Raw genomic sequence first — 13,405 nt, forward strand, 5'->3', positions numbered from 1 at the left:
GCACGGTCGGTTGAGAGGGGGGTACCTCGCGATCACCGGACAACCCCAGCACACGCGAGGTGACTTTCCATGACGTCCACCATCCCGCCCACCGGAGCTGCGGACACGCCGCCCGAAGCGGCCGCCAACTCCTTCCAGGTCGACCTCCGCGGACTCGTCGACCTGCTCTCCCACCACCTCTACTCCAGCCCGCGCGTCTACGTCCGCGAGCTGCTCCAGAACGCGGTGGACGCCGTCACCGCCCGCCGGGCGCACGATCCGGACGCGGTCGTCCGCATCCGGCTGTCCGCCGGGGCCGGGCGCGTCACCATCGAGGACACCGGCATCGGCCTGACGGCCGCCGAGGCGCACTCGCTGCTCGCCACCATCGGCCGCAGCTCCAAGCGCGGCGGCGAGCACGGCCTGGAGACCACCCGCCAGGAGTTCCTGGGCCAGTTCGGCATCGGCCTGCTGGCCTGCTTCGTCGTCGCCCGGCAGATCCGCGTCGTCACCCGCTCCGCCCGTGACCCGCAGGCCGCGCCCGTCGAGTGGCTCGCCACCGACGACGGCTCCTACACCGTGCGCGAACTCCCCCACGAGGCCCGCCCCGAGCCCGGTACCACCGTCCACCTGGAAGCACGTCCCGGCGCCGCGGAATGGACCGTTCCCGCCAAGGTCGAGCAGCTCGCCCGCGACTACGGCTCCCTGCTGCCCTACGACATCACCTTCGAGGAAGCGGCGGAGGCCACCGCGCCGGGCTCGGCCGGCGCCGCCCGCCCGATCACCGACCGACCCGCCGTCTGGGACCGCCCGTACGCCACCCCCGACGCCCGTCGGGTCGCCCTCGCCGGACACTGCACGGCCCTCTTCGGCTTCAGCCCCCTCGACAGCATCGACCTCGACCTGCCCGTCGCGGGCGTGCGCGGCGTCGCGTACGTGCTCCCCGAGCCCACCAGCCCCGCCCACCGCGCCGGTCACCGCGTCCACCTCAAGGGCATGCTGCTCACCGACCATGCCGACAACCTGCTGCCGGACTGGGCCTTCTTCGTCCGCGCCGTCCTCGACACGGACACCCTGCGGCCCACCGCCTCCCGCGAGAACCTCTACGACGACGAGACCCTCGCCGCCGTGCGCGAGGCCCTCGGCGCCCGCATCCGCACCTGGCTGGCCGAGCTCGCCGCGAGCGAGCCGGACCGACTGGCCGCCTTCCTGCGCGTCCACCACCTCGGCGTGAAGTCCCTCGCCCGCCACGACGCCGAGCTGCTCGGGCTGATGCTGCCCTGGCTGCCCTTCGAGACGAGCGACGGCTCCATGAGCCTGGAGGAGTTCGCCGCGGCGCACCGCGAGATCCACTTCACGCGCACGGTCGAGGAGTTCCGCCAGATCGCCCCGATCGCGGCGGCCCACGGCCTGGGCGTCATCAACGCCGGATACACCTACGACGCCGATCTGTTGGCCCTGCTGCCGACCGTCCGCCCCGGCATCAAGGTCACCGAGCTCGACGCCGGCGCCGTCACGGACCGGCTCGACCCCGTGCCGGCCGACGCCGAGCTGGCCCTCACCGCCTTCCTCTCCACCGCGCGGATCCGGCTGGAGGCGCAGAGCTGCGACGTCGTGCTGCGCGCCTTCCAGCCCGTCTCCGTGCCCGCGCTCTTCCTCGACGACCGCCAGACCCGGCAGGAGCGCGACCGGGCGAGCGCGCAGGAGAGCGCCGATTCGCTGTGGAGCGGCATCCTCGGCTCGCTGCGCGGCGCCGCCCCGCGCGCCCGGCTCGTGCTCAACCACAACAACCCGCTGGTCCGCCGGATCGCCTCGATCCCGGACGCGGCACTGGCCGGTACGGCGGTGGAATCGCTGTACGGACAGGCCCTGCTGATGGCGCAGCGCCCGCTGCGTCCCGCGGACTCCAGCCTGCTCAACCGCGCCTTCCTCGGACTCCTGGAATGGGCGACCCACGCCACCGGAACCGAAGGGACCCAGAAGTGAGCGCGATGACCCCCGACGAGATCCGCCAGGCCCTCCAGGCCAATGCGAGCACGCCCAACGGCGCCGCGCGCAACGCGCGCGCGGAGGAGCTGAGCGCCGCCGCCGAAGCCAGCGGCGACCGGGCGCTCTTGCGCACGGCCCTGGACCACCAGATCAACGCCTACGAGTACTCCTCCGAGCGGCCGCGGATGCTCGTGCCCTTCGCCCGGCTGCTCCAGGAGTACGACCGCGACCCCGGCGCGTTCGCGCAGTGGGAGGTCAGATCCCTCTTCTGGCAGTTCAAGTGGGTCGCCTCGGCGATAGCCAACTCCCCCGAGATATCGCTCGACCAGGCCAGCGGCTGGCTCACCGAAATGGAGCGCCGCTACCGGCTCGCGGGCTACACGGAACGTCCGGTGCGCGAGGCCGAGCTGTTCCTCGCGGACGCCCTCGCCGACGACGAGCGCGCCGAGCTGGCCGTCTCCCGGTGGATGGCCGCCGAGCGGGACGGCATGGCGGACTGCCACGCCTGCGAGATCAACACCCAGGGCTGGTTCTGGGTGCGCAAGGGCGACGACGCCCGGGCCATCGAGGTCTGGCAGCCGGTCCTGGCGGGCGAGCGGGTCTGCTCGGAGGAACCGCACCGGGTGCTGGCCCAGTCCCTGCTGCCGCTGCTGCGCCTGGGCCGGCTCGACGAGGCCCGCTCGCACCACCTGCGGGGCTACCGGATGGCCCGGGGCAACGACAGCCTGCTGCGCTCGATCGGCAAGCACATCGAGTTCTGCGCGCTGACCGGCAACGAGCCGCGCGGACTGGAGATCCTCGCCGAGCACGCGACGCACCTCGGCCGGCCGAACGACGTCGACGCCCTGGTGGAGTTCTACGGGGGCGTCCTCGTCCTGTTGCGACGGCTGACCGAGCTGGGCCTCGGCGACGGACCGGCCGTCACCCACCAGGGAGCCGTCCGGAGCGTGCGCGAGCTGTACGCGCTCCTGCACGCCGACGCGTGGGACGGCGTACGGCGCTTCGACGCGCGCAACGGGAACTCCCGGGCCTCCGACCGGTTCACGGCGCGGATCGAGCGGGCACCCCTGGCGCCGGCGCTGCCGCTCGGCGTGCGCAGCGCCCCGCTGCCCGCTGCCCGCCCGGCCGGGACCGCGGCCGCGGCTACAGGTCCGACGGCCCCGGAGGCGATCGGTTTCGCGGAGCTGGTGGCCCGGGCCCGGGCGGCGCGGGCCGAGGGCCATCCGGGGGCGCCGGCGCTGTGGGCCCACGTGGCGGCGCGGGCCGCTTCCGCCCCCGCCGCTCCCGTGGACGCCGCGCTGGCCGCGGACCTGCTGGAGCACCGGGCCCTGACGGTCGCGCGGGCCACGGGGACGACCGCCGGCGACACCGGGCCCGAGCGGGTACGGGTCCTGCTCGCCGAAGCCCGCGACGCCCAGCGGGCCGCCGGCCAGCCGGACCGGGCGGCTCTGGCGCAGCTGTGGCTGGTCACCGCGGCCTTCCAGGCGGACGCCGAACCGGCCGAGCTGCGCGAGCTGCTGACGGCGGCCGTCGACGCCGCCGCGGCGCTGGACCCGGCCGATCCGCTGCGCGCGCGCCGGATCGCGTCGGCCGAGCTGACCCGGATGCGCGTGGAGTCGTACCTGCGCGCGGCGGAGCACGACCACGACCAGCACGACGTGGACCCGGAGCTGGGCGCCGGGCTCGAGTCCCTCGTCGCCGCCACCACGGGCACGGACCTGTCCGACCTGGCGGCCGACGCCGAGGAGTTGCTGGCGCGCCTGCGGCTCCAGGAGGGCGACGCGCAGCGGGCGGTGGCCCTGCTCGCCTCGGCCGCCGAGCATGGTGTCGGGGCGGGCCGGCCGTGGCTGGCGGTGGACCCGCTGGCCCTGCGGGCGCAGGTGCTCCTCTCGCTCGGGCGCCCGGCGGAGGCCGAGGAAGCCGCGCGCTCCGCCGTGGCGCACTCGGCCGAGGTGACCGACGCCGAGACGCACGGCTCCGTACGCCTGACCCTCGCGGAGATCCTGTTGCGCGGGGACGAGGAGGCCGTGGCGGAGGCCGCCCGGCACGCCCTGGACAGTGCGCACTGGTTCGATCTGGCCGGCCTCGCCGAGGCCGGCGGGGCGCGGGCCCGGCTCCTGCTGGCCCGCGCCTACGCGGCGGCCGGGCGCACGGTCGAGGCGGTGGAGGTGCTCCAGTCCGCGGTGGCGGACCTCGCCGGACAGGGGGAGTACCCCGAGGTGCAGGCACGGGAGCTGCTCGGTGACCTGCTCGGCGTGCTGCACGACGCGGCGGGTGCGGCCGAGCAGTACCTGCTGGCCGCCGACGTCACCAAGGGCTGGGAAGATCCCCGGCCCCAGGCCCACCTCGCCCAGTCGGCGGCCGACGCCCTGTCCACCGCCCGCAGGTGGTCGGACGCGGTCGCCGCCTACGAGCGGGCGCTGCAACTGCGCCGGGCGATCGGCGACAACCCGGTGTCCGAGGTCCGGATGCTGCGCTCGCTGGCCTGGCTGACGGTGCAGGGGCAGGGGCAGGACAAGCAGGGGGAGAGCCCCGACGAGCGGTTCGCCCGGGCCCGGGCCCTGATGGACGCGGCGGTGGCCGTGCTGGAGGAGGCGACGGCCGGGGAAGCGGCCGACGAGCCGCAGCTGCGCTTCGAACTCGCCCAGACCTGGCAGCAGCTCGCCCAACTGATCGCCCGCCGGCTGGCGCCCGAGGACGAGGACGACTTCGACGAGGACGAGGACGAGGACGGCACCGAGCGGTACCTGCCGCTGACCGGAGCGGAGGTGCGGCTGCTCCGGGAGGAGCAGGTCGACCTCTGGGACCGGGCGGCCTCGCGCTACGCCGGACTCGGGGCCGAGCGCGCCTCGGAGCGGTTCTGGTGCGTGCAGGGCGCCACCCACACGGACCGGGAGCTGGGCCGGGAAGAGCGGGCGGCGGCCCGGCTGACCGCCCTCGTCGAGGACCTGCGCGCGCTGCCGCAGGGGGCGGCGCCGGACTGGCTGCTGCCCCGCGCCGAGGCCGCCCGGGACCAGCTGGCGTCCTGAGGACGATCGGGGTGGGCGGTTCGGGGTGGGCGGTTCGGGGTGGGAGACGAACCGCCCGCCCCGGACCGCCCGGCGCGCGAACCAGCCGCCATGCGTCAGGCCAGCTGTGCGAGCCCCTCGGTGGCGATCTTCTCGAAGACGTCCTGGTCCGACGCGAAGTCCGAGTCGGGGATCGGCGCGTGGATCACCAGCTCGCTGAAGCCCAGCTCACGGTGGCGTCCCACGAAGTCGACGAAGGCGTCGAGCGAGCTGAGCATCGTGTTCGCCTCCGGGGTGAACCCGGTCAGCAGGATCTTCTCGACCGACTCCGGATCCCGGCCGATCTCGGCACAGGCCTTGCCCAGCTTCTCGATCTGACCCCGCAGCGCCTCGACCGACTGCTCCCCGGTGCCCGCCTCGAAGAGCTTCGGGTCGCCCGTGGTCACCCAGGCCTGCCCGTGCCGGGCGGCCAGCCTCAGCCCGCGCGGGCCGGTGGCGGCCACCGCGAACGGCAGCCGGGGCCGCTGGACGCAGCCGGGGATGTTGCGGGCCTGGTCCGCGGAGTAGAAGGTGCCCTCGTACGTCACCGACTCCTCGGTCAGCAGCCGGTCGAGCAGCGGCACGAACTCCGCGAACCGGTCGGCCCGCTCCCGCGGGGTCCACGCCTCCTGCCCGAGCGCGGTCGCGTCGAAGCCGTTGCCCCCCGCCCCGATGCCGAGGGTGATCCGGCCGCCGGAGATGTCGTCCAGCGACATGAGGTCCTTGGCCAGGGTCACCGGGTGCCGGAAGTTCGGCGAGGTCACGAGGGTGCCCAGGCGCATCCGGCCGGTCGCGGCGGCCGCGGCGGTCAGGGTGGGCACGGCGCCGAACCACGGGCCGTCACGGAAGGTCCGCCAGGAGAGGTGGTCGTAGGTGTAAGCGGTGTGGAAGCCGAGCTCCTCGGCTCGCACCCACTGGTCGCGGCCGCCTTCGTGCCAGCGACGTACCGGAAGGATCACAGTGCTCAGACGCAGACTCATGTCCCAGAGCCTACGGCGGTCCGGCCGAGCACCCCGTCCGCCGCGGCCCTGGTCGGGCCGGGCGGACCCATGGGCGAAGATGGACCGGTGACCTCGGCTCCCCAGCGCCCGGACGGGCCCGCACCCACGCCCCGCCTCATCGCCACCGACCTCGACGGCACCCTGCTGCGCGACGACAAGTCCGTGTCCGACCGCACCGTCGCCGCCCTCGCGGCCGCCGAGGAAGCCGGGATCGAGGTCTTCTTCGTGACCGGCCGTCCGGCCCGCTGGATGGACGTCGTCGCCGAGCACGTGCACGGCCACGGCCTCGCCATCTGCGCGAACGGCGCCGCCGTCGTCGATCTGCACGCCGGCCGGGAGTTCGTCCAGGTCCGCGAGCTGCCCCGGGCCGACGCGCTGGCCATCGTGCACGCGCTGCGCGCCGCCGCCCCCGGCAGCTCCTTCGCCGTCGAGCTGACCACCGGCATCCACTACGAGCCCGCGTACCCGCCCTTCTACCAGGACCCGGGTGCCACGGTGGCCACCGCGGAGAAGCTCCTGTACGCGGAGCCGGCCACGCCGGCCGCGCCCGTGCTCAAGCTGCTCGCCCACCACCCCGAGCTGTCGCCGGACGCGTTCTTGACCCTGGCCCGGGGCGCCGCGGGGGAGTTCGGCTCCATCACGCGCTCCAGCCCGACCGCGCTGCTGGAGATCAGCGGCCTCGGCGTGTCCAAGGCCAGCACCCTGGAACGCTGCTGCGCCGAACGCGGCATCTCCAGCGCCGAGGTCGTCGCCTTCGGGGACATGCCCAATGACGTGGAGATGCTGAGCTGGGCGGGCACCTCGTACGCGATGGGCAACGCCCACCCCGCCGTGATCGCGGCCGCGTCCGGACGCACCGTCGCCAACAACGAGGACGGGGTCGCCCTCGTCATCGAGCAGATCCTGGCGGACCTGGCCCACCGCCCGCACTGACGCGGGACGCCCCGACCGTGCCCGGTCGCAGGCGTCCTCGTCGCGGACGGCCCGGTCGCAGGCGTCCCGGTCAGAGCGGGGCCTCCCACACGAGGGTCGTCCCGCCACCGTCCTCGCCGATGCCCGGGCCGTACGAGCTGGACCCGCCCAGCGACTCCGCCCGGCGCCGCAGGTTCCGCAGCCCGCTGCGCCGACCGCCCTCGGGGATGCCCACCCCGTCGTCCGCGACCTCCAGCCGGACACCGGGCCGCCCGTCCGCGAGCGTGATCGTCGAGTCCAGCACCACCTCGATCCGGCCCGCCTCCGAATGCCGGAACGCGTTGGACAGCGCCTCGCGCAGCGCGGCGATCAGGTTCTTGCCGACCAGCTCGCCGACCACCGCGTCGATCGGCCCCAGGAAGCGGTGCGCGGGCTTGAAGCCCAGCGGTACGGCCGCCATGTTGATCTCGCGCAGCACCCGCGTGCGCAGGCCCGACGGGGCCTCCGCCGGGCCCTGCTGGAGGGCGAAGATCGCGGTCCGGATCTCCTGGATCGTCACGTCCAGCTCGTCGACGGCCTTGCCCACCCCGTCGCGCACCTCGGGAACGATGGAGCGGCGTTGGGCTCCCTCCAGCATCATCCCGGTGGCGAACAGCCGCTGGATGACCAGGTCGTGCAGGTCACGGGCGATCCGGTCGCGGTCCTCGAACACCGCGAGCCGCTCCCGGTCGCGCTGGGCTTCGGCCATCATCAGCGCGAGGGCGGCCTGCGAGGCGAACTGCGTGGCCAGGGTCCGCTCCGCCTCGCTGAACGGCCGCTTCCCGCGTGCACGGGGCGTCACGAGCGCGCCCAGCACCCGCCCGCCGCTGTGCAGCGGGAGCATCATGCAGGGTCCGTACTGACTGGTCAGGCGCCCGATCATCCGCGGGTCGGCGGACGCGTCGTCCACGAACACCGGCTCCCCGTGGAGCAGCTTGTCCACCACCGGGCTGTCGCCGGGGATCAGCACTCCCAGCGAGTTGCCCGGGTGATCGGCGGAGACCGCCACGATCTCCATCCCGCCCTCCTCGGAGGGCAGCATGACGATCCCGGCCGCCGAGTCCGCCAGCCGACGGGCCTGTTCCGCGACGACGGCGAGCGCGTCGTCGGCGTCCCCGCCCGACAGCAGCGCGGTGGTGACGGCCACCGATCCGTCGATCCACCGCTCGCGCTGGGTGGCGGCCTCGTACAGGCGGGCGTTGCCGATGGCGATGCCCGCCTCGGTCGCCAGCACCCGGACCATGTGGACGTCGTAATCGTTGAACTCGGCGCCGTCGTGCTTCTCGGCGAGGTACAGGTTGCCGAAGATCTCCCCCTGGACGCGGATCGGTACGCCGAGGAAGGTCTTCATCGGCGGGTGGCCCGCCGGGAAGCCCGCCGAGCGCGGGTCGCTCGACAGATCGGCGAGGCGGACGGCGTCCGGATGCTCGATCAACGCCCCGAGCAGGCCCCGCTTGCCGTCGGGACGGTGCCCGATGAGCCGGGCCGTCTCGTCGTCGATGCCGTAGGTGACGAAATCGGAGAGGCCGCGGCCCTCGGTGTCCACCACGCCGATCGCCGCGTAGCGGGCGGCGGCCAGCTCCGCGGCGGTCTCGCAGATCCGGTCCAGTGTGGAGTGCAGTTCGAGGCCGGTACCGACCGACCGCATCGCCTCCAGCAGCTGCGGGACACGGGCGGTGAGCTCGGTGGACAGCCCCTGCAGACTCCGCGTGGCCTGGGTGGCGGCCTCCATCGGGTCCGGCGATTCCTGCGACTCCTGCGCTGACATGTCCTTGAGACTAGTTAGTCCCTTTTGCTGGGGAAAGTCGGCACCGGCCTTCCCACCGCCCGATCAAGCCGATTCCCGCTGCCCGGCACCGGCCAGGTCCCCTTCCCGCTCCCGCTCGACCATCCTCCGCAACGGGCCCGGTACGGCGACGAGCTCGGCGTACGGACCGCGCTGCACCACCCGTCCGCCGTCCAGCACGAGGATCTCGTCCACCGCGTCCAGGCCGGCCAGCCGGTGCGTGATCAGCACCGTCGTCCGCCCCTCGGTCGCGTGCAGCAGGTCCTCGGTCAGCGCGTCCGCGGTGACCACGTCCAGGTGCTCGGCGGGCTCGTCCAGGACCAGTACGGGGAAGTCGGCCAGCAGCGCCCGGGCCAGGGCGAGCCGCTGGCGTTGACCGCCGGAGATCCTCTCACCGTGCTCGCCGACGAGCGTGTCCAGCCCCTCGGGCAGGCCGTCCGCCCACTCCAGCAGCCGGGCGGCGGCGAGGGCCGCGCGCAGCTCCGCCTCGCTCGCCCCGGTCCGCGCCAGGCGCAGGTTCTCCCGGACCGAGCTGTCGAAGAGGTGCGCGTCCTGCGCGCACAGGCCGACACCGCGGCGTACGTCGTCCCCGTCCAGGGTCCGTACGTCGACCCCCGCGACGGTGTACGCGCCCTCGGCCACGTCCAGGAAGCGCAGGAGCACCTGGGCCAGGGTGGTCTTGCCCGCGCCGGAGGGTCCCACCACGGCGACCCGGCGGCCCGCGTCGAGGGTCAGGTCGATCCCCCGCAGCGCGTCGCCCTCCTGCCCGGGGTGGCGGGCGGCGAGCCCGGTCAGCCGCAGCGGGAAGACGGACGCGGGCGCCGGGCCGGGCGCCTCGGGCTCGACGACGGGCGCCGGGGCGTCGATGACCTCGTAGACCCGCTCCGCACTGCGCCGCACCCGCTGGCGGTACTGGACGGCCAGCGGCAGCCCGTTGACCGCTTCGAAGGCGGCGAGCGGGGTGAGCACCGCCACGGCCATGGCCACCCCGCCGAGCCGGCCCTGGTGCACCGCGCCCGCGGCGACGGCGGCGGCCGCCGTCACGGTCAGGCCGCAGATCAGGGCCGACAGCCCGCTGCCGATGCCGGTGGCCGCCGCGCCCCGGGCGGCGATCCGGGTGAGGACCCCGTCGCTCTCGCGGGCCCGCTCCTTGCGGCTGCCCAGCGCCCCGGCGACGGTCAGCTCTGCGGTGCCGGACAGCAGATCCGCCACCCGGGTGGCCAGCTCGCCGCGTGCGGGGGCGAGCCTGCGCTCCGCCCGTCGTGCGCAGGCACCACTGACCAGGGGCACGACGATCCCCGCGGCCAGCAGCCCGACGGCGAGCACGGCCCCGGCCTCCGGCAGCAGCCAGGCCGTGAAGCCGACCGAGCCGAGCCCGACGAGCACGGCGGTGCCGACCGGCAGCAGCCAGCGCAGCCAGTAGTCCTGCAGGGCGTCGGCGTCGGCCACCAGACGGGTCAGCAGGTCACCGCGGCGCCGCTCGCGCAGTCCGCCGGGGGCGATCCGCTCCAGCCGCCGGTAGACGGAGACCCGCAGCTCCGCGAGCATCCGCAGCACGGCGTCGTGGGAGACCAGCCGCTCCGCGTAGCGGAAGACGGCACGGCCCATGCCGAAGGCCCTGGTCGCGGTGACCGCGACCATCAGGTAGAGCACGGGCGGGTGTTCGGAGGCCCGGGAGATGAGCCAGCCGGAGACGGCCATCAGAGCGACTCCGCACCCGACGGCCAGCGCGCCGAGGAAGAGGCCGAGCCGGAACCGCCCCTGCCACTGCGCCGCGGCCGCCCGCACCCGGGCGAGCGGGTGGTCGCCGCCGCGCCCGCCACCGGTCGCGGCGGCCGCCTCCCGCTCGGCGACCTCCCCGAGGATCCAGCCCCCGGGTTCGGCGTGCGGCTCCGCCGGCGCGTGGGATGCCCGGGCCGGGGCCGGAGCGTGCGCAGGGATCGCCGGTGCGGCCCCGGCGGCCACCGTCACCACCCGGTCCGCCACCGCCAGCAGCGCCGGCCGGTGCACCACGAGCAGCACCGTGCGACCGGCGGCCAGCCGGCGCACGGCGTCCACCACCGCGGCCTCGGTCCGCCCGTCCAGCGCGGCCGTGGGCTCGTCCAGCAGCAGCACCGGCCGGTCCGCCAGGAACGCCCGGGCGAGCGCGAGCCGCTGCCGCTGGCCGGCGGAGAGGCCGACCCCGCCCTCGCCCAGCGGGGTCTGCGCTCCGGCCGGCAGCGCGGCCACGAACTCCTCGGCCCCCGCGTCCCGCAGCGCCCGTGCGACCTCTTCGTCCGAGGCCCCCGGGCGGGCCAGCCGTACGTTCTCCGCGATGGTCCCCGCGAACAGGTGGGGGCGCTGCGGCACCCAGGCGATCCGCTCGCGCCACTGCTCCAGGGACAGCTCGGACAGGTCCACGCCCCCGATCCGCACCCGCCCCTCGGTCGGCGTCACGAATCCGAGCAGCACCTGGAGCAGGGTGGACTTGCCCACCCCGCTGGGGCCGGTGAGCGCCACGCACTCCCCCGGCGCGACCGTCAGCGAGACCGGCCCGGGCGAGGGCTCGGCCCGGCCCTCGTAGCGCACGGCGACGCCCTCGAAGCTCAGCCCGGCGGTGGCGACGGGCGCCGGGGCGGCCGTCCCGCCCGTGCCGGTCACCGGCGTCTCCAGGACCTCGAAGATCTCTTCCGCCGCCGCCAGTCCCTCGGCAGCCGCGTGGTACTGCGCACCGACCTGGCGCAGCGGCAGGTACGCCTCGGGCGCCAGGATCAGGATGACCAGCCCGGTGTACAGGTCGAGGTCGCCGTGCACGAGCCGCATGCCGATGGTCACGGCGACCAGGGCCACCGACAGGGTGGCGAGCAGCTCCAGCGCGAAGGACGAGAGGAAGGCGATCCGCAGCGTGCGCATCGTGGCGCGCCGGTAGTCGTCGGTGATGGTCCGGATGGACTCGGCCTGGGCCTTGGCCCGGCCGAAGACCTTCAGCGTCGGCAGTCCGGCGACCACGTCGAGGAAGTGGCCCGAGAGTCGGGACAGCAGGCGCCACTGGCGGTCCATCCGGGACTGGGTGGCCCAGCCGATGAGGATCATGAAGACGGGGATCAGCGGCAGCGTCACCACGATGATGGCCGCCGAGACCCAGTCCTCCGTGACGATCCGGGCGAGGACCGCCACCGGCACCACGATCGCGAGCCCGAGCTGCGGCAGGTACCGGGAGAAGTAGTCGTCGAGTGCGTCCACGCCCCGGGTGGCCAGTGCCACCAAGGAGCCCGTCCGCTGCCCGCTGAGCCAGGACGGGCCCAGGTCCGCGGCCCGCTCCAGCAGTCGGCCGCGCAGTTCCGACTTGACCGCGGCGCTGGCCCGGTGGGCGGCCAGCTCGGTCAGCCAGGCCACCAGGCCCCGGCCCAGGGCCACCGCCGCGAGCAGCAACAGGGGCGTCCGCAGCGCCTGCCCGTCGAGCCCGTCCTCGAAGGCGCCGACCACGATCTCGGCGATCAGCATCGCCTGACCGACGACCAGCCCCGCTCCGGCGAGTCCCAGAGCCACCACGGCCCCCAGGAAGAGACGGGTGGAGCGGGCGTACCGGAGCAGGCGCGGGTCGATCGGTTTCACGTGAAACATCCCCCAGGGAGGGTCAGGCAGGAGAGTGGGATCAGTGCGCGTCGGCGATGTGCTGCGTGCCGATCCGCTTGCGGAACACCCAGTAGGTCCAGCTCTGGTAGAGCAGGACGAGCGGCGTGGCCACTCCCGCGCACCAGGTCATGATCTTGAGGGTGTAGGGCGTGGACGAGGCGTTGGTGACCGTGAGGCTCCAGGCGTCGTTCAGCGACGAGGGCATGACGTTCGGGAAGAGCGTCAGGAACAGCATCGCGACCGCGGCCGCGATGGTGACCCCGGACAGGGCGAACGACCAGCCTTCACGGCCCGCCAGGTTGAAGCCGAGCGCGCCGACCAGGGCGAGCACCGCGATGACCATCGCGACCAGGCTCTTGCCGTCGCCCTTGGTGGCCTGGGTCCAGATCAGGAAGACCAGCGCCAGCACGGCGGTCACCACACCCAGCCGGGTGGCCAGCGTCCGCGCGCGGAGCCGGATGTCACCGACCGTCTTGAGCGAGGCGAAGACCGCGCCGTGGAAGGTGAACAGGGTGAGGGTGACCAGACCGCCGAGGATCGCGTAGACGTTGAGCAGGTCGAAGAAGGTGCCGACGTACTCCTTGTGCTCGTCGATCTTCACGCCGCGCACGATGTTGGCGAAGGCGACGCCCCAGAGGAAGGCGGGGATCAGCGAGGTCCAGAAGATGGCGTGTTCCCAGTTGGACTGCCACTTGTCCTCGGGCCTCTTGTGCCGGTACTCGAAGGCCACGCCCCGGATGATGAGGCACACCAGGATGATCAGCAGCGGCAGGTAGAAGCCCGAGAAGAGGGTGGCGTACCAGTCGGGGAAGGCCGCGAAGGTCGCGCCTCCCGCGGTGAGCAGCCAGACCTCGTTGCCGTCCCAGACGGGTCCGATCGTGTTGATCAGGACCCGCTTCTCCTTGCGGTCCCGGGCCAGCAGCTTGGTCAGTACGCCGATCCCGAAGTCGAATCCCTCCAGGAAGAAGTAGCCGATCCAGAGGACGGCGATGAGTACGAACCAGACGTCGTGGAGTTGCATGGTGTGGTCTCCCCAG

General features: G+C 74.1%; 7 protein-coding genes. 3 read left to right on the forward strand and 4 right to left on the reverse strand.

What is annotated here, in order from left to right:
* Positions 1-69: 69 nt before the first annotated feature.
* Together ACZ4UB_RS00770 and ACZ4UB_RS00775 are read left to right on the forward strand one after the other, a co-directional pair.
* Positions 70-1,965, forward strand: a complete 1,896-nt coding sequence (locus ACZ4UB_RS00770) for an HSP90 family protein (protein ID WP_468067399.1) — start codon at positions 70-72, stop codon at positions 1,963-1,965.
* Complete coding sequence (locus tag ACZ4UB_RS00775) at positions 1,962-4,997, forward strand: hypothetical protein (protein ID WP_468067400.1); 3,036 nt, start codon at positions 1,962-1,964, stop codon at positions 4,995-4,997. Before ACZ4UB_RS00770 ends, ACZ4UB_RS00775 begins: the two co-directional genes overlap by 4 nt.
* 95 nt (positions 4,998-5,092) lie before the next feature.
* On the opposite strand, the gene ACZ4UB_RS00780 is transcribed toward ACZ4UB_RS00775, so the two are convergent.
* Positions 5,093-5,995 (reverse strand): LLM class flavin-dependent oxidoreductase, encoded by a 903-nt coding sequence (locus tag ACZ4UB_RS00780; RefSeq protein ID WP_354378887.1) that lies wholly within the window; start codon positions 5,993-5,995, stop codon positions 5,093-5,095.
* 69 nt (positions 5,996-6,064) lie between these two features.
* Here ACZ4UB_RS00780 and ACZ4UB_RS00785 point away from each other — a divergent pair, with 69 nt between their 5' ends.
* Entirely contained in the window at positions 6,065-6,949 is an 885-nt protein-coding gene (locus ACZ4UB_RS00785; protein WP_468067402.1) for a Cof-type HAD-IIB family hydrolase, read from the forward strand.
* A 70-nt stretch (positions 6,950-7,019) separates the two neighbouring features.
* Here the strand turns inward: ACZ4UB_RS00785 and ACZ4UB_RS00790 are convergent, their stop codons facing one another.
* From ACZ4UB_RS00790 to cydB, 3 genes are all read right to left on the reverse strand, one after another.
* Positions 7,020-8,735: a sensor histidine kinase gene (locus tag ACZ4UB_RS00790; protein ID WP_468067403.1), complete on the reverse strand. Its 1,716-nt coding sequence runs from the start codon at positions 8,733-8,735 to the stop codon at positions 7,020-7,022.
* Positions 8,736-8,798: 63 nt separating this feature from the next.
* The gene (cydD, locus tag ACZ4UB_RS00795) at positions 8,799-12,347 is read right to left on the reverse strand and encodes a thiol reductant ABC exporter subunit CydD (RefSeq protein ID WP_468067404.1); all 3,549 of its coding nucleotides are present in this window, start codon (positions 12,345-12,347) and stop codon (positions 8,799-8,801) included.
* Between the two features lie 40 nt (positions 12,348-12,387).
* A complete protein-coding gene (gene cydB, locus ACZ4UB_RS00800; protein ID WP_468067405.1) occupies positions 12,388-13,389 on the reverse strand; it encodes a cytochrome d ubiquinol oxidase subunit II in 1,002 nt (333 codons plus the stop codon).
* Positions 13,390-13,405 lie beyond the last annotated feature (16 nt).

It is taken from the genome of Streptomyces sp. NPDC028419 (genome assembly GCF_055565515.1).

Bases quoted from the DNA above. Each gene is read 5' to 3' on its own strand.
- ACZ4UB_RS00770 (WP_468067399.1), top strand. From the start codon at position 70: ATGACGTCCACCATCCCGCCCACCGGAGCTGCGGACACGCCGCCCGAA.
- ACZ4UB_RS00780 (WP_354378887.1), bottom strand. From the start codon at position 5,995: ATGAGTCTGCGTCTGAGCACTGTGATCCTTCCGGTACGTCGCTGGCAC.
- ACZ4UB_RS00785 (WP_468067402.1), top strand. From the start codon at position 6,065: ATGGGCGAAGATGGACCGGTGACCTCGGCTCCCCAGCGCCCGGACGGG.
- ACZ4UB_RS00790 (WP_468067403.1), bottom strand. From the start codon at position 8,735: ATGTCAGCGCAGGAGTCGCAGGAATCGCCGGACCCGATGGAGGCCGCC.
- cydB (WP_468067405.1), bottom strand. From the start codon at position 13,389: ATGCAACTCCACGACGTCTGGTTCGTACTCATCGCCGTCCTCTGGATC.